General features: G+C 33.5%; 13 protein-coding genes and 1 pseudogene (1 of these 14 only partly in view). 3 read left to right on the forward strand and 11 right to left on the reverse strand.

The window, feature by feature from the left end; all coding sequences use genetic code 11:
- Positions 1–209 precede the first annotated feature (209 nt).
- The 4 genes and pseudogenes from IGL31_RS10085 to IGL31_RS10100 all read right to left on the reverse strand — a co-directional run.
- Entirely contained in the window at positions 210–1637 is a 1428-nt protein-coding gene (locus IGL31_RS10085; protein WP_002294086.1) for a family 1 glycosylhydrolase, read from the reverse strand.
- Between the two features lie 11 nt (positions 1638–1648).
- The gene (locus IGL31_RS10090; RefSeq protein WP_002294087.1) at positions 1649–3505 is read right to left on the reverse strand and encodes a PTS beta-glucoside transporter subunit IIBCA; all 1857 of its coding nucleotides are present in this window, start codon (positions 3503–3505) and stop codon (positions 1649–1651) included.
- The gene (locus IGL31_RS10095; RefSeq protein ID WP_086300232.1) at positions 3498–4343 is read right to left on the reverse strand and encodes a PRD domain-containing protein; all 846 of its coding nucleotides are present in this window, start codon (positions 4341–4343) and stop codon (positions 3498–3500) included. Before IGL31_RS10095 ends, IGL31_RS10090 begins: the two co-directional genes overlap by 8 nt.
- 290 nt (positions 4344–4633) lie before the next feature.
- Positions 4634–5372: pseudogene (locus tag IGL31_RS10100) on the reverse strand (type VI secretion protein ImpB); the annotation flags it as partial.
- Between the two features lie 285 nt (positions 5373–5657).
- Here IGL31_RS10100 and IGL31_RS10105 point away from each other — a divergent pair.
- From IGL31_RS10105 to IGL31_RS10115, 3 genes are all read left to right on the forward strand, one after another.
- Positions 5658–5834, forward strand: a complete 177-nt coding sequence (locus tag IGL31_RS10105; RefSeq protein ID WP_086300233.1) for a bacteriocin — start codon at positions 5658–5660, stop codon at positions 5832–5834.
- A 284-nt stretch (positions 5835–6118) separates the two neighbouring features.
- Positions 6119–6340 (forward strand): hypothetical protein, encoded by a 222-nt coding sequence (locus tag IGL31_RS10110; RefSeq protein ID WP_002331254.1) that lies wholly within the window; start codon positions 6119–6121, stop codon positions 6338–6340.
- Positions 6341–6833: 493 nt separating this feature from the next.
- Positions 6834–7049: a bacteriocin gene (locus IGL31_RS10115; protein WP_002295295.1), complete on the forward strand. Its 216-nt coding sequence runs from the start codon at positions 6834–6836 to the stop codon at positions 7047–7049.
- Positions 7050–7465: 416 nt separating this feature from the next.
- Here the strand turns inward: IGL31_RS10115 and IGL31_RS10120 are convergent, their stop codons facing one another.
- From IGL31_RS10120 to ptcA, 7 genes are all read right to left on the reverse strand, one after another.
- On the reverse strand, positions 7466–7588 hold the full coding sequence (locus IGL31_RS10120) for a hypothetical protein (protein WP_002295300.1): 123 nt from the start codon (positions 7586–7588) through the stop codon (positions 7466–7468).
- 3006 nt (positions 7589–10594) lie between these two features.
- A complete protein-coding gene (locus IGL31_RS10125; protein ID WP_002295305.1) occupies positions 10595–11392 on the reverse strand; it encodes a MurR/RpiR family transcriptional regulator in 798 nt (265 codons plus the stop codon).
- Between the two features lie 17 nt (positions 11393–11409).
- The gene (aguA, locus tag IGL31_RS10130; RefSeq protein WP_002301312.1) at positions 11410–12495 is read right to left on the reverse strand and encodes an agmatine deiminase; all 1086 of its coding nucleotides are present in this window, start codon (positions 12493–12495) and stop codon (positions 11410–11412) included.
- A 159-nt stretch (positions 12496–12654) separates the two neighbouring features.
- Entirely contained in the window at positions 12655–13644 is a 990-nt protein-coding gene (gene arcC / locus IGL31_RS10135) for a carbamate kinase (RefSeq protein WP_002295307.1), read from the reverse strand.
- Complete coding sequence (gene aguA, locus IGL31_RS10140; RefSeq protein ID WP_002295309.1) at positions 13641–14747, reverse strand: agmatine deiminase; 1107 nt, start codon at positions 14745–14747, stop codon at positions 13641–13643. Before aguA (IGL31_RS10140) ends, arcC begins: the two co-directional genes overlap by 4 nt.
- Complete coding sequence (locus IGL31_RS10145; protein ID WP_002301313.1) at positions 14734–16122, reverse strand: APC family permease; 1389 nt, start codon at positions 16120–16122, stop codon at positions 14734–14736. Before IGL31_RS10145 ends, aguA (IGL31_RS10140) begins: the two co-directional genes overlap by 14 nt.
- 111 nt (positions 16123–16233) lie before the next feature.
- A protein-coding gene (gene ptcA / locus IGL31_RS10150; protein WP_002295311.1) for a putrescine carbamoyltransferase crosses the window boundary here: on the reverse strand, positions 16234–16950 show its 3' portion. Its footprint extends 318 nt past the window's final position; 717 of the gene's 1035 nt are visible here — the last part of the coding sequence; its start codon lies off the right edge, out of view; the stop codon is at positions 16234–16236.

Raw genomic sequence — 16950 nt, forward strand, 5'->3', positions numbered from 1 at the left:
TGATATTTCTTACATCTCAGAGTGTAGACTGATACTTTTGTCTACACCCTGCCCCTCTTTTTTAAAGGGTGGTTATGATTTGCTGATTTTATATATTAAAGATAGTTATTTTTTTAAGATAGAACTTTGGTCCTTTAGTAATATTACTCTTAGCTAACTACTTGTTATATGAATATAACTACTATAACTCCTTCTATGTTAAACAGGTATTACAAAATATCTCCATTGGAACCAATCACTTCTTTGTACCAATAAAAAGAGTCCTTTTTGTACCTTTCTAAGGTTCCATTTCCTTCATCGTCTTTGTCTACATAGATAAACCCATATCTTTTTTTCATTTCGCCTGTTGTAGCACTTACTAAATCTATGGGTGCCCACGTGAGATACCCAAAGCAATCTACCTGATCTTCTTCAATTGCAATCTTCATTTGTTGAATATGCTGTTTTAAGTATTCGATGCGATATTCATCATGTATGTTTTTATCATCTGTCAAAACATCTATGGCACCTAATCCATTTTCTGTAATTATGATAGGGAGTCCATATTTTCTATAAGTGTAATTCAGCAGATACCGTAAACCCGTCGGATCAATGGTCCATCCCCATTTACTAGTCACAAGATACGGGTTTTGAAGACCGCCAAATAAGGCACTCTTTTCTTCAGCTGCTCCTTCGTACTTCGCAACAGATGATGCATAATAGTTCATACCAATAAAATCAAGTGTTCCTTTAGAGAACATATATTTATCATTCTCTGTTATGGTCAACTTTATTCCTTGGTCTGCATATTCATTGATTTTATAGTCTGGAAACTTTCCTGTGCACATAGCATCTATTTGATAGAAATCTCGATCCATTTGTTTAAAAGCATTCATCACATTTGTTGGATTGCAATCTACTGGATAAACAGGTTCGATTCCAAATACGCAACCAATCTTGTTTTCTGGATCTATTTTTTTTCCTAAAACTATTGCCGAACAACTAGCCACTGTCATATTGTATCCGATCTCAGCCAATGTCTGCGATTTATTTTCGAGTTCAGAATACTTCAAACCTGCGATAATATACGTAAAAATATCTGTAGCTTCTGTTTGAGGATCAATATGATTCATTTCATTAAATGTAACCCAATAGTGGACTTTTCCTTTTAAAGATTCAAACATAGTTTGACAAAATTTCAAATAAAGTTCAATTACTTTTCGATTAGTCCATGAACCATACTTTTGGACTAAATTTTTTGGCATCTCGAAGTGATATAATGTTACAATTGGCTCAATGTCATAAGACAACAACGTATCCACCACATCTATATAATACATAATTCCTTCTTGATTCGGCTGCTCATCATCTCCATTAGGAAAGATACGAGACCAATCTATTGATATTCTTAATGCTGTAAATCCCATTTCACTAAACAGACGAATATCTGACTTGTATTGATGATATAAATCAATACCCATATGTGAGGGATACGTAGCTTCAGAAGAAATTATTGTATCGATTTGGCGTGGGACCTGATAGCTTCCTTGTCTGACATAATCCATGATAGCTGGTCCTTTTCCTCCCTCCTGCCAGGCTCCTTCACATTGATGTGCAGCAATACTTCCACCCCATAAAAAATTCTTTTTCAATTTCATTTTTTCACCTTCTATAAAATGACGTTTAGTAGATTATCTGTCTTTATTACTTGTTCTGAATTTGAAGGAATGACGTCTAAATAGCTATCGGTATTCGTGACAACTACAATAGTAGACGTATCATAACCAGCTTCTTGTATTTTATCAAAGTCTACTGTTCCAAGGAGTTGTCCTCTTTGAATTTTATCTCCTTGTTTTATATTTAAATTAAAATATTTCCCCTCTAACTCTACTGTATCGATCCCAATATGGATTAGTATTTCAATTCCATCTTGTGATTGGATACCTATTGCATGATTCGTTGGAAAAACTACCGTGATTTCCCCATCCACTGGAGAATAAAGATGTGTATCTATTGGTTTGATTGCAATCCCTTTTCCTAAAGCTCCTGTTGAAAAAGCTTGATCTTTAACTTCATTTAAAGAAATCACTTCTCCTTCTACTACATTACCCAATGAAGAAGTGCGCAGATTTTTATCTTTCCCTTTTTCAGCTATTATATGGTTGATTGTCTCCTGATCCTCTTCTTGTGCAGGGACGCCTAAGAGATAAGCAGCTACAGCTGATCCAGCAAAACTAATCACGACTGCCGCTAACATAAACCAGAAGTTCATGAAATCTCCTTCACCTATATACGCTGGGAGGCCAAATAAACCCCAAGCAACAGAATAAGCTTTAACACTAGTCAAACCAGCAAATAATCCACCAAGTCCTCCTCCAATCATTACTGCAACAAATGGTCGACGATATTTAACAAAGACACCATAGATAGCAGGTTCAGTCACACCAAGTACTGCAGAAAGTGTTACTGTCCCAAATAATTGTTTTTGTTTTAAATTCCGTGTTCTTAAGAAATACCCAAGCATTGCTCCCCCAACAGCAATATCTGAGATTGTACATGAAGATATAAATGCAGGGTCATACCCATTTGCTGCAATTAGAGAAGCTACAACCGGCATGATAAAGTTTCCTGCGCCCAACATTATAATAAATGGTTGAAGAGCAGAGTATAACATCATGACAAACCAACTACCTACATATTTCATCAGTAGATTAAAAAATCCAATGATTCCTTCTCCCATATAAAATCCTAAAGGTCCAAAAATCAATAACGTTGCTGGTAAAGTAATTAACATTACTAACAAAGGGGTTAAAAAGTATTGGAGTGTGTTAGGTATAACTCTTTTAACTACTTTAGTTACGTACCCCATAAACCAGATAGCTAGTAAAATAGGGATAAAACTATTAGAATACGTAATTTGAGGTAATCCAATACCAAATAACTCCAGTCCTTTCACATCATTGATAGAACTTGAAAGTATAGTAGCAGCAAGTGCTACTGCTAAATAAGGACTTGCTCCTAATCGTTTTGCGCAGCTCATAGCCATTAAAATAGGTAGAAAATAAAATACAGCAGACCGCAAAGCATCAAAAATATGATAGGTTGAACTGTCTGGTGATATTATTCCAGTTAAAGAAGCAATGGATAAAACAGCAGCAAGTAATCCAGCACAAATAATAGGTTCAAGTATCGGTGTCATAGATTCAGATATGACATCAAGTGCTGCTTTTATTGGATTTTTTTTTCCACTTTGCTCTTCTAAAGTAGTTTTGGGAGATAGTTCTAATTGAGTCATCAATTCTTTATATACATCGTTAACATGTGTACCTATGATGATTTGATAAGCAACGTTATTGCTAACTACATCAATCACACCGTCTAAGTTTTTAAGCTTATTTGTTTGCGCTTTCGTTTTATCGATAAGAGTAAAACGCAACCGTGTCATACAGTGAACTACTGCCTCTATATTTTCTTTTCCTCCAACAAGTTCAATAATATGTTTGTTAAAATCATGATACTTATCCATTATTGTCGCCTCTTTCCGCTACGCGATTAACATGAATCATCAAATAAGTGTATTCATCTTGAGATAAATAGGTGTTGAACTTTCCTTTTACATATATTTCTATCTTTTCTACAGCTGTATATGCTTTAGGGTATAGTTTTTTTACTTGTTCAAATAACTGAGATTCATTTTCAACGTATGCTTGTTTTTTTCTTAATCGTTCAATAAAATACTGTAAATGTGTCACTAGCCTCATGTAGTTGATGCTCTCTTCGTCAATAGATAAACTAAAATGATATTTGATGATATTCAACATGTCTCTTAGTGTCTCCATATCTTCTATCTGTTCATCAAAATTGACCTGACTTTCTTGAAGATTAACAAAGTGTAAGGCAATTGAAACAGCTTCATCTGTGGGAAAGGAATGATTAAAATATTTCTTCATCATTTTTAAAGCTTCCAAACCGATTTTGTAATAAACTGGATAAAACTTTTTAACTTCCCAAAAGAGCGGACTTCTAAGATATTGTCCTTTTTCTGAGCGTTTCAATGCAAAGGAGAGATGATCTAATAAAGCTAAATAAAGATAATCATTTGCTTTTTTACCGATTTCCTTTTCTCCATAACTAACGAGCTCGTTGATCATAGAGATCAGTCTATCATCAGAATGCGATAACAAATAGCTAAAATGTTCTAAACGGTCTTTCGAATCTAAAACATATGTTTTTTCAATTTCGGAATCATTAATGCGTTGGCCAACTTTTTTTTTGAAAGCAATCCCTGTCATATAGATAATTGCTTCATTTCCTCCCCGATCAATTAAAGCTACATTGTTATTGATAATCTTTTTAACTTTCATTAGTTTCTCCTTTCCAGAAAAAAGAACTCAGATCCAATATCAAATAAGCTTTTAATCATAAAGCTTTACTTGATATTAGTTCTGAGTTCTGCCTGATTTATCAGTAACATAACTCTAGAGATAACTGCGTCGCTATCTCAAGTTCTTTTTTCTTTTCTTACAAAATAAATATACTTTATTTCATTTTATAAGTCAACGTTTTCATTGCTTATAAATTAGTTTTTTTAATCATCTCAGTAATAATTTGCTATGTCAGTTCGATCAATACCATTTGCATGAAAGTACAGCTATAAGCCAATCACACCTAACCTACTCTTAATCGTATAATGATTCCAGTTAGCAAGGTCTTTAATACTCATGATCCCCATCTGGTTGAGTTTTTTTCATTCGAGACCCTATGCCCCAAAAGACCGTCATTTTAGGAATATTCCATACTTTCTCAGGAACATTTTGATACGTCCATTCAGCAATAAACCCTTCATTGTGCTTCGCTTCATTGTCTAAGGCGAGTTTGGCCAAAGGGGATTATCTCCGCGACACCTACCGTAGCAATCAATCCTAATTCTTCTTTAATACGTTCTTGGATCATTTGAACGAATTTTTTCCTTCTCTGACTTCTTGTTCCTTCAGTCGTAAAAATATTCAGTGATCTGGTCACTTTTAAAATGGGTTCATCGATTGGATACATCAGTAGATCTTCGTCAGCCACATATCTTTTGAAAATATTATTTACCCGCATATTTCGCTTGATATATAGGTTCATACGTGGTGGAACAACGTATGATGTTTTAGGAAATAGTTGTGATAAATCACGTGGTCTACTCACATTTGTAATATCATACCGCTTTTTTGCTTCAGGAGAAGAAGCTCTAATATCAATCCTAAACCAGTATTGTCAGCGCGACTCATAACAACAAGTTCTGTTGTTAATGGATCAAAATTTCTTTCTATACACTCGATACTCGCATAAAAAGGCTTCATGTCGATTAGAAAATAATCATTTACTGATTCTTTCGAATAATCCAGCATGAATAACACCCATTCTTTTTTACATTACACAAACGTAAGTTAGGAAATATAAAGAAGAAAACTAAATAGCACTAAACAAACAAGACAACTCATGCTTATTCCGTATAAGAAACTACATATTATGTTAACTAGTTATTAAAATAACATATTCAATAAAATTAAATTGTAATTTTATAGGTTTTAGGAATGAAAAAGCCTTATTTCAGGAAGTTTTTAACTGTTTGCTATAGATGTATGTCATGATAGTATCGTAATAAAAATAATATAAAAGGAGCGAGTTCCAATATGCAAAATGTAAAAGAAGTTTCTGTAAAAGAGATGAAACAAATTATCGGTGGTTCTAATGATAGTCTTTGGTATGGTGTAGGACAATTTATGGGTAAACAAGCAAACTGTATAACAAACCATCCTGTTAAACACATGATAATTCCTGGATATTGTTTATCGAAAAGTTTAGAGTAAGCGTAGGAGTGAATATTAATGAAAAAATATAATGAGTTATCTAAATTCAAGGAGGAATAGCACCTATTATAGTTGCTGGCCTTGGCTATTTAGTAAAAGATGCATGGGATCATTCAGACCAAATAATCTCAGGATTTAAAAAAGGTTGGAATGGTGGACGTAGAAAATAAAAATGTGGTAAAAGACTTATATCTCTAATTAAAATTAATAGCATAGTAACTATCAAAAGCTTGTTCTCGTTATAAGGATTATTTGTATGGTTAATGATTAAGAGGAAAAATTAAATGAATAAAAAATTATCTGTAAAGAAATGGCTTCAATTAGAAAAAGCTTCAATTATAGGGATTATTACTCTAATTGGATTAATACTCGGAGAATTATTAAATAAAATTTTAGTCAAATATATAGACAGTTTTTATTTGAGCTTTTTATTAGGAACTATGTCTATATATATATGTTGGTTCTTATATTCATTAATTTATTTTAAAAAAAATAACAGAAAGTGAATTCCGTATTGGTAGTTAGTTGTTTATTATTGAGCTTGGGTTTTGAGGGGAATTCAAGGGGGAGATTGCTCCCCTTTGACAAGCGATTATTTGCAGCAAATATAGAGATTACCAAACCTTTTTAGTAAGTAATGACAAAACTGAAGCAAGTTGCTGAAGATTTGTCATTTCGTGTGCCGACTTTCAGGAAAGTTTAGGTACATTAGCAAATATATGTATAGGATTCTAAAATTTTATCGCCAGATTTTGCAATCGATAAATGATGCGTAATAAATATAAGAGTTTTATTTGCTAAATTTAAAAGGCGATCCATCATTTCATGTTCTAGTAGTTTATCAAGTCCATTTGTCGCTTCATCTAAAATGAAAACAGATGAATTTTATAGGTTTCAGGAATGTTATTACCTCATTTCAGGAAGTTTTTAACTGTTTGCTATAGATATATGTCACACTAGTATCGTAATAAAAATACTCTAAAAGGAGCGAGTTTAAATATGCAAAATGTAAAAGAATTAAGTACGAAAGAGATGAAACAAATTATCGGTGGAGAAAATGATCACAGAATGCCTAATGAGTTAAATAGACCTAACAACTTATCTAAAGGTGGAGCAAAATGTGGTGCTGCAATTGCTGGGGGATTATTTGGAATCCCAAAAGGACCACTAGCATGGGCTGCTGGGTTAGCAAATGTATACTCTAAATGCAACTAAAAAAGAAGAGAAAAAACTCATTACGAGTTTTTTCTCTTCTTTTTTTGCATGAAATTAGGAATAACTAATAAAACAATAGCAATCAATAGTAAAATCTTACTTAATATAGTTTCGGAAAAAATAAATAATCCTAAATTTATAATTACTGCTAAAAAAATGCATAAATTATACTCTAAATTATTTTTTTTTAAATTCATAATATAAACATCCTCTCTTTAATTAGTGTACCATTCCGAAATATTTCATCCCCAGCTCTTTTTTTACTAATATACCAACTACATTTAATAACAAGATAACTAGTAAACTTAATATTTTTAGTGGCATAGAACCTTCAAAAATAAATAAAGGCACCATAAGTGTAGCTATCAATATAAATATAACTACAGATCTTACATATTTTATTATTTTACGGAACATTATAACCTATTACAACTTCGCAAATAGCCATAGCCCATACCATAAATAAGATTTTTACCAGCACCACCACCACCAGATGTTTGTTTTATCTCTTTCGTACTTAATTCTTTTACATTTTGCATGTCTCTACATGCTCCTTTTAAAGTTTTTTTAGAACCTCACGACTATAACATGGATAATTTAATCGTGGTCAAAAACTTCCTGAAATAGGGCGTTTCATATCCTGAACACGAATTTTTAGTCAATTTTCGAAAAATGAAACTTTAAAATTTCTTTGACCAGAACTCTATTTATTCTTGTGTTGTACCTTCGAATAGGTTCCCGTATATCTTTTTTATTTGAAGCTTAAGTTCTTTTCCTTTATTTTTTGGCTCTAAAGACTTAATTTTTCTTACTAATGAGTGGATCATACAATCTGATTTAGTGTCGTCCTGCTTTTGCTTATAGAACCATCCCTTCCTATAAAAAGCGATCTGTTCTCTCACCTCTGGAATTGAATAAAGAGTTGATTTTCAAATTTTTGCTTGATTAGCTACTCTTGAAAAATTTGTAGGTTGACTACCTTCTTTAAGAGTAAGGATAGCTTGATTTGTACATGCTGCCGTTTGCACTCGCCTATTCCGATGTACTTATTTTAATATTCCTGTTATTTATATTTTCCTCCAAACTATTTACTCTATCGGGTCTCCCATAAATAATATGGCTATTTCTAATTTTTTCTTCAATCTCGATATACTTTTCTAAAATCTGTTGATTTTTACAATTATCTTGTGCTCATACATCTTATAGAAAAATATAGTGTCAATTTACGAATGATTTAGCTTTTATCAAACAGCAACTTTTACAGTCTCCTGTCAATTTAGAACTTATTTACTAAGAAAAAATCGATAATACACATTAAAAAAATTGGATAAATTAGACGCCAAAGAGATACTGATCGTGACAGAATTATTATTGGAAAGTCGTGCATTGAATAAAGTATAGATAATGACTATTATCCCATCACTTATTAAATGAGTTTTCCTCGGAGAAACACAAAAAGATAAAATAGAAAATTACCAATGAGCTTTTATACTATAATGCCTCTATATTCTATGAAAAAGATTTAATCACTTGCTTATGGCAATTCAGCCGATGGATCGATGAGCATCTGTTTTTAAATTTTACATACAAAAAAACCGAGGACAGCTTGTCGAACGGACAGCAGTTCCGGTATCTCTTTTTTTCTCAGAATATTATTTCTATGTGCTTTGTTACAATCCATTTTCTTTCAAAAAATAGCATAAATTAATGCTCTTAGTCACAGATCATACTGTAACAGTATGATCTTATTTTCTGACAAAATAAGAATACCAATCATTTATGGTACGACATTCTAAGCGTAAATGATTGATATTCTTTTGCAGAAACATTCTTAATTTGTACCTAAAGATTGCTGACTAAAAAATAGATAGAAAATTTTCTTCACTCTATTTAATACGTTGCTTGAAGTTTTATAGTTATCTATTAACATTCTCGTCCCCTATTGTCGGGGATAGGTTTCGATTAGATGAACTCGAAAACGTTGCTATATCAATTATGGAATACATTATTCTCTGTCCAGTGATGGGACAATCCATACTCTTCCAATTAGTTATTTGGTCGATTCACGGGAAAAATTTTATATGCAGTTCATTATTACTACTCATCTTCAGACTGTACCGATTCAAAACATTACCCTTTCTTCAATTTTCAGTATCTAGATTGAAAATTATACCATACTTAATATTCCTTTCAATCTAGTTTATTCACCAGGTTATATTTCCTAATGAGACTCATATAATCCTAATTCGTACTTACGCATGTTAATCAATTGTTACACTACCAACACTTGATAAAAAGGCTTTCAACCTCGTTAAGCATGGTCATAACATAGCTGATAATTACCAGATCGAAATTTCTTTATAACTCTTACAAAGCAAAAAGACCGCTCCTTCGCTACAAAATATGATATTTTTGATAAATGGACTAGGCTGATTTTTCAACATTTGGTTAATCCCCATTACTAGAGTATGAATATCCTTAACCTGAAGTCCTTTGTCTTTGTTGCTTAGTACGCTCGGGATTTCTTCTTTTTGTCAAGGATGAAAATGATTTTTCAAAGGATTTTGGATTTTCATTGTATCTATTATCCAAAATGTTTTGAATGTTTAACACTAATGTCATAACTAATAATGGCTTATTGCTAGCGTCTATCGAAGTATTTTTTATTTCCTTCAATGTCAATGTCATAGAGATAGACATTTAAAATCTGCGACATTTTCACCGGGATTTAGCCCATCTTTTTCGTCAATTTTTGGATTCTTTTTTAGTTTCTATTGGAAAGAATCTTCAACTGACATAATTCATTTTGTATTTTTATCTGTCCTCTTAACATTTTAGTGTCAATTTTAATAGTGCTTCACACGAGAAAGGTATAAACATACCAATAAATTTGGTATGACTAATGAACCTTGCACTGCATAGTATAGCCATACGCGGATATACTATATCTCTTATGTTCCTTAGAGTAAAACCTCTAAATCGGTGTGTATTGTTGTTCAAAAAATAAAAAATTCCAGATTAAATCTGTTCATTAGATACATCTAACCCGTTCAACCAAGAATCGAATTCATTTTTCAATTCTTGCAACTGCCCATAATATTTCTCGCATGATATTTGTTAAGCCACTATTCTCATTTTGCTGTTTTTTAACAAATTTAAATTGTAGATATACGTCTACCTTTACGTTATCTACAATTTAAATTTCATTTACGGTAGTAATTCCCGAATCGTGAACGTTTGTTACTTACACCGTTTTGATAATAACTTTTTGAATCAAATAAATGCTGTATATAATATTTGGCCCACACTTATAATAGCGTTTCATAACCAATTGGCAACCCCAACGTACAAATACATTTTTTGACCGCTTTCTTGCTTTCCTCCTCTGTGGTTGTCTGAAGAACATCCTTATAAAGAAAAATAAACTTTCGTACAATAAGATCTTCCAGTAATTTTGATTAGTTGACGACAAGCTTCCATACTAGTACTGTTCATCATTTCTAAGATGCTGCTGCCGATGAACAAAATATTCTCTTGTCGATCATTCAACGAAAAACAAGATGGTAAGTGTCTGTTCCACTGCTTTCGATAAATTGGTACAAAATTAATTCCATTAATGCAATCATTGAGATATGTGACGTAATATCTAGATGATTCAAGCTGATTTCATCTGTAAACAAATAAAGATTAATATCACTAAAGTTTTGAATTAAGTTATTATCTGCTCCAGTAATTGAAACGATTAAAGGATGATCTTGTTCCTTTATTTTTCGAATTGTTTCGATCAACTCTAAATCTTCTCCTTTGTAACTGAAGATAAAGGCTATATCATTCTTTTTAACTTGCTTTTGTGCAATAGAACGAGTTTGATGATCTTCAGGAAAAATTACAAAAAAACCGGCTGTATTATACAAATATCGTATATAACGCATAATTTCTTTACTCAATCCTTTAGCAAATAAAAAAATTTTAGGCTGTTTTTGTAGTTGTTCTACAATTAGTTTCACTTTATCTGTATCTATTACGCGAACAGATTCAACTAAATTCTTTAAATACTCTTCGCGATAATCTTTCTGGCTAACGACAAAAGGTGAACTCTCGGGAAGAGGAGTTTTATAAAGTAACGTATATTTAATAACAGTGGTAAACTCACTAAATCCAGAAAATCCAAGCTTTCTGACAAAACGCAGAAAAGTAGTTGTTGAAACAAAACAGTCATCAGCAACTTCGCGGATACTTTTACTTTTAATGTTTTCTAGGTTATTGATGACGTAATCAAAAAGAATTTGTTCATTCTTAGTCAGCTCTGAAATATGACTATTGGCTATTTCAAAAAAATCCATTACCTATCACCCCTTTCTTATTGAGGTACTCCTTGAGCAACACAGTGAATATTTCCACCACCAAGTAAAATTTCACGAGCCATTACACCAATAATTTCATATTCTGGGTATATTTTTTTTAATAGTGCTTCTGCTTTTTTATCATTTGGGTCCTCAAAAAGTGGAAAAATAATGCCGCCATTTGCTGTATAATAGCTTACATAAGAAGCAATCAACCGATCACCGGAAAATCGAGGAAGCATGCCATTTACCGGATCAACACCAGCAGCTTCTTCCTCTGTAATATATAAAGGTTTTGGTAATTCTATCTTGTGTATAATGAAGCTTCTTCCTTTTGCGTCTTTTTCTTTCATCAACACTTCTTCTGCTTCTCTGACGATTTCGTACATTGGATCACTTGGTTGTTCACACCAACTCAAAATAATTTCACCAGGCCGTACAACATTGATTAAATTATCGATATCACCGTTTGTTTCATCCAAAAAAAAGCCTCGAGGAAACCAAACGATTTTTTCTATGCCACAATACTCTTTTAGAATTTTTTCAATTGATTCTTTATCTAATTGAGGGTTACGTCCTTCTGATAACAAGCATTCTTCTGTTGCAAAAAGCGTTCCTTCCCCATCTGTATGTATTGAGCAACCTTCTAGAACAAACTCTTGTAATTGGTAATATTCAATTCTCTCCTGTTCACAAATTTTTTGAGCTAACAAATCATCTTGATCCCACGGAAAAAATAACCCATCTAACAAACCGCCCCAAGCATTAAATCGAAAATCGACACCACGTACTTCCCCCAAAGAATTCATAACATATAATGGTCCCGTGTCTTTTATCCATGCGTCGTTATTGCTTACTTCTAGTACACGTATTTTTTCAGGTAATTGATAACGTGCATTCAAGAATTGTTGATGCGAAACGAGCATAGTTACATTTTCAAATCGTGCAATTACTTCAGCGACTTCAGCGTATGCTTTTTGTGCAGGTTTTCCCCCTAAACGCCAGTTATCTGGACGTTCGGGCCAAATCAAATAGCATTCTTTATGAAAAGACCACTCTGGTGCCAATTGAAATCCATCTTTTTTTGGTGACGATTCTAGCATAAATATTCCTCCTTTAAATAAACCAACATTCTGAGTAACCAACTAAATTTTAGGGTATTGTCTTAAACATACTATAACATTCTAAGTATATCTATAATAGGATTAAAAAAGCGAAATAGAAACAACTAGATGTTCTATTTCGCACAGTTACTTTTTCTTTTACTCATATGTTAATATATCTACTAAGTGACTTTTTTGTTCTAAATTTTGCGAGCTATAAATAATCGTGCCAGCATTTTCTTTTAGTAATTTATCTAAATTTTCTAAAGAAGTAATTACAGCTCGCGCATTAGGTTTTTTCTTAACAAATTCTAAGGCAGCTTCCACTTTTGGCAACATACTTCCTGGTGCAAACTCACCATTATCTTTGTATTTTTCTAATGTCTCAATATCAATTTTTTTCAGTTCTTTTTGTTGCGGTGTGTTAAAATGGACAGCAACATTTGCAACACCAGTTAAGATAATCAGTTCATTTGCATCAATGATTTCAGCAAGTTTTTCAGAAGCAAAGTCTTTATCTATCACAGCTTCTTTACCTCTTAGGCCTTCACCAGTTTGAATTACCGGAATACCACCACCTCCTCCTGCAATTACAATTACATCTGAATCAACTAGCGTTTTTATAACTTTTGATTCAACTATATCTATAGGTTTAGGAGAAGCTACTACTTTACGCCATCCTCTTCCTGCATCTTCTTTGAAGATAGAATCGGTCATTCTCGTTTCTTTTTCAGCCTGTTCTTTCGTCATAAATGGCCCAATTGGTTTAGTAGGCTGTTTAAATCCTGGGTCTTCTTCAGAAACAATAACTTGAGTGAACAATCCTACTATGGATTTTTCTATACCACGTTTCTTCAATTCATTCGTTAACGCCTGTGCTAGCCAATATCCTATGCTGCCTTGAGTCATTGCAACATTGGTATCAAGTGGCATTGCTGGATTCGTTTGGGTCGCTCCAGCTTTTTGTTGTAATAATAAGTTACCTACTTGAGGCCCGTTACCATGAGTAATAAGTAGCTTATAGCCTTTTTCAACTAGAGCAGCTAATGACTGAGCTGTTTCAACTAAAGTCTTTTGTTGTCCTGTTGCCGTAGGATCATTTGTTAATATTGCATTCCCTCCTAATGCCACAACTATTTTCTTTGTCATAACACGTTTTCTCCTTTAGGGATTTGTTGCGTAATACAATGAATGTTTCCTCCACCTAATAAGATTTCTCGAGTATAAACACCCACAATTTTACGATCAGGATATAAGGATTGCAATGTTTCCTTTGCCTTTTCGTCCATTGGATCATCAAATAATGGATAAATAACTCCTCCATTTGCTGTATAGTAATTTACATAACTTGCTGCCAAACGATCTCCTTTTTGACGTGGAAGTGTACCATTTATGGTATCTACTCCATGACTTTCTTTTTCGTTAATAAGTATAGGCTTAGGCACATGCAATTTTGTTACATGAATATTTCGACCTTTTGCATCTACGGAGTTTTCCAGAATTTCTAGGCATTCTTTAGAAATTTCATATTGTGGATCCTGCTTATCATCTGTCCAAGCTAAAACAACTTCACCAGGCGCTACAAAATTAACAATATTATCTACATGGCCATTCGTTTCATCTAAATAAATTCCGCGCTTTAACCAAATTACCTTATCAATATTTAGATACTCTCCTAAAATATTTTCAATTTGTTCTTTTGATAGCTGTGGATTACGTCCTTTTGATAATAAGCACTCTTCTGTGGTAATTAATGTACCTTCTCCATCAACATGGATAGATCCCCCTTCCAAAACAAAATTATCTAAACGATAACGGTCCTTCCATTCAATTTCACAAATTTTTTGTGCAACTTGATCGTCTTGATCCCAAGGGAAATAAAGTCCATCTTCCAGCCCGCCCCAAGCGTTGAATGTCCAATCCACACCTCGAACTTTTCCTTGACTATTTGTAACAAAAGTAGGACCACAATCTCGAACCCATGAATCATTATTAGCAATTTCTACCACCCGTATATGTTCGGGAAGCATGTGGCGAGCATTATCATACTGATCAGAATTCACACCCATTGTAACAGGCTCAAAATTGGCAATCGCCCTAGCAACCTCTGCGAAAGCTCGCTGGGCTGGTTTTCCTCCATCTCGCCAATTATCAGGACGTTGTGGCCACAACATATATACTCCTTCATGCGCCGAAAATTCTCCGGGCATTCTAAAATGATCTTTTTTAGGTGAACTATCAATTGTTTTCATCAGTAAGCACTCCTTTATCTTTTTTTTCTTTTGACGAATAGTGAATCACGATTTCACCAATAACAAAGGCAAAAATTGTTCCGAGCAACACGGGTACTTTAGTATTTATCTCTGAAGAACTTGAATCTAGAGGAACTACAGAAAAAAGTAGTGTCGCGATTAGCAACAACATTGGGATAATCGTCATTAATTTTAACAACCAATTTGGTCCAGGAACTTTAAATGGACGAACAACATGAGAATCGATTTTTCTTAACTTCAAGAACGCTGGAAACATCATAATATAAGAAAGTAACAATGCTACTACATTTAGTGAGAAAAACGCCCAAAAAATATTCTCATTTGGGATAAAGGGTGCAATAATAATTAGAAGTGAAGCAATAATACCATTAGTGACAGAAGCTCCTACTGGCATATCATTTTTTTGACTTTTTTTAGCGAAAATTAGAGGCATATCATGATTTTTTGCAGCATACAAAGCGACATAATTTACTCCTAAGGACCAAGAAATCAAGTTTGCTGCCAGCGTATACATGAAGAAAATACCGATTAATACAACAAAAGGATTCAATCCCCCAACAAGCAAAATAAAGCTGTCAATTAATCCTCCAGAAGCAGATAATTGATCTGCTGGTACCGCCGCTCCCATTCCAAATGCAGCAAACAAATAGAAAAAGGCGATCAAAACACCACCATAAATAATAGCTTGTGGAATTTGTTTTTTAGGGTTATCCATTTCATTTGCTAGAGTAGTGACCACTTCAAATCCTAAAAAATTAAACAAGATAACAGATAAAAAACTAAAATTTTGAATATCTAGTTTAGGTAACAAAGCTGTTCCAGAAAAGTTATTAGCCATTCCTTTTGTTAATGCATGATAGATACCCAAAACACCAAGACATATCATGATTGCCACTTTCGCAAATGCAGCGATATTTAAGATCCACTTACTATCACTAACAGGGTAACAGCTAATTATCGTAACAATCCAGACAAATACCAACTGCAACATAATTAGTAGAGGCGTACTAAAGTTTAACTGAAAAATTTGAGTTAATACTTCTTGAAATAAAACGGCGAGACTCGCCATCCAAATAGGAAAATTAATCCAGTAAAACCAAGCGACTCTAGCACCCCACTTTCTTCCATAAGCTTTTTTAACCCAGTCATAGATCCCTCCTTCGCCGTCATATGTCGTACCAAGTTCAGCTGATATTAATCCGTAAGGTAAGAAAAATAATATCAACAATAAACCCCACCAAAAAAATTGCGAAGAGCCGATTGCAGCAGCTGGTGCTGCCGACTCTACCACTAAGATAACTACAACGGCCATCAATACTGCATCAAATAAACGGAATTTCTTTTTTTCTTTCATTATTGTGCTCCTTTCGATGAGCCTTTTATGAAAAGTACGTGTAAATTTTTTTATTCTCTATGAATTAGCAAAAAATTCACACGTCTCTTCTACTGCTTAAGCAAGTTCTTGCTAATCTCTTCGTTCTAATTGACGTTTAGGTTTCAGCATACACTGCAGTTCCCCATCAAATTTTTCTGCTAAAGCTTGATCGGCATAATCCAAATATGGATTCAAAAAATAAACTAATAAAGCACGCATAGCTGTTAATCGATTTTCTGCTTCATCTAATACGATAGATTGTTCACCATCTAGCACTTCATCTGTAACTTCTTCACCGCGTGTTGCTGGTAAGCAGTGCAAAAATTTTGCATGTGGTGAAGCTTTTTTCATCAATTCATTATTTACTTGGTAGGTTGGATAGAAAATATTCATCCGTTCTTCTTCAGATAATTCCGCTTCATATAAGCCATACCACACATCCGTATAGACAAAGTCCGCATCTTTAAGAGCCACATTAACATCTTCTGTGATCTGCACACTTCCTCCTGATTTTTTGGCATTTTCCTTCCCTATTTCTAATGCTTCTTCTTTAATTTGGAATCCCTCTGGTCCGTATTGAACAAAATCCATTCCCATTTTTGTTGCCATAAACATGGTAGATACACAAACTTGCGTTGCATCTCCAACAAAAACAATTTTACAATCAGATAATTTTTTTCCTTTCGGTAAATGTTCAGTCATCGTAATAATATCGCCTAGTTCTTGCGTAGGATGGTTGTAATCACTCATGCCATTAATAACTGGAATTGTTGCGTTCTTTGCCAACGAAACCACTGATTCATGACG

Source organism: Enterococcus sp. MSG3290 (genome assembly GCF_050555565.1).
In the GTDB taxonomy this organism is placed as follows: Bacteria; Bacillota; Bacilli; order Lactobacillales; family Enterococcaceae; genus Enterococcus_B; species Enterococcus_B faecium.

What these genes read in the sequence shown, in the direction of transcription:
- IGL31_RS10095 (WP_086300232.1), bottom strand. Translation starts at nt 4,343, where the DNA reads ATGAAAGTTAAAAAGATTATCAATAACAATGTAGCTTTAATTGATCGG.
- aguA (WP_002301312.1), bottom strand. Translation starts at nt 12,495, where the DNA reads ATGCTAGAATCGTCACCAAAAAAAGATGGATTTCAATTGGCACCAGAG.
- arcC (WP_002295307.1), bottom strand. Translation starts at nt 13,644, where the DNA reads ATGACAAAGAAAATAGTTGTGGCATTAGGAGGGAATGCAATATTAACA.
- IGL31_RS10085 (WP_002294086.1), bottom strand. Translation starts at nt 1,637, where the DNA reads ATGAAATTGAAAAAGAATTTTTTATGGGGTGGAAGTATTGCTGCACAT.
- IGL31_RS10090 (WP_002294087.1), bottom strand. Translation starts at nt 3,505, where the DNA reads ATGGATAAGTATCATGATTTTAACAAACATATTATTGAACTTGTTGGA.
- aguA (WP_002295309.1), bottom strand. Translation starts at nt 14,747, where the DNA reads ATGAAAACAATTGATAGTTCACCTAAAAAAGATCATTTTAGAATGCCC.
- IGL31_RS10115 (WP_002295295.1), top strand. Translation starts at nt 6,834, where the DNA reads ATGCAAAATGTAAAAGAATTAAGTACGAAAGAGATGAAACAAATTATC.
- IGL31_RS10120 (WP_002295300.1), bottom strand. Translation starts at nt 7,588, where the DNA reads ATGCAAAATGTAAAAGAATTAAGTACGAAAGAGATAAAACAAACATCT.
- IGL31_RS10145 (WP_002301313.1), bottom strand. Translation starts at nt 16,122, where the DNA reads ATGAAAGAAAAAAAGAAATTCCGTTTATTTGATGCAGTATTGATGGCC.
- IGL31_RS10125 (WP_002295305.1), bottom strand. Translation starts at nt 11,392, where the DNA reads ATGGATTTTTTTGAAATAGCCAATAGTCATATTTCAGAGCTGACTAAG.
- IGL31_RS10110 (WP_002331254.1), top strand. Translation starts at nt 6,119, where the DNA reads ATGAATAAAAAATTATCTGTAAAGAAATGGCTTCAATTAGAAAAAGCT.
- IGL31_RS10105 (WP_086300233.1), top strand. Translation starts at nt 5,658, where the DNA reads ATGCAAAATGTAAAAGAAGTTTCTGTAAAAGAGATGAAACAAATTATC.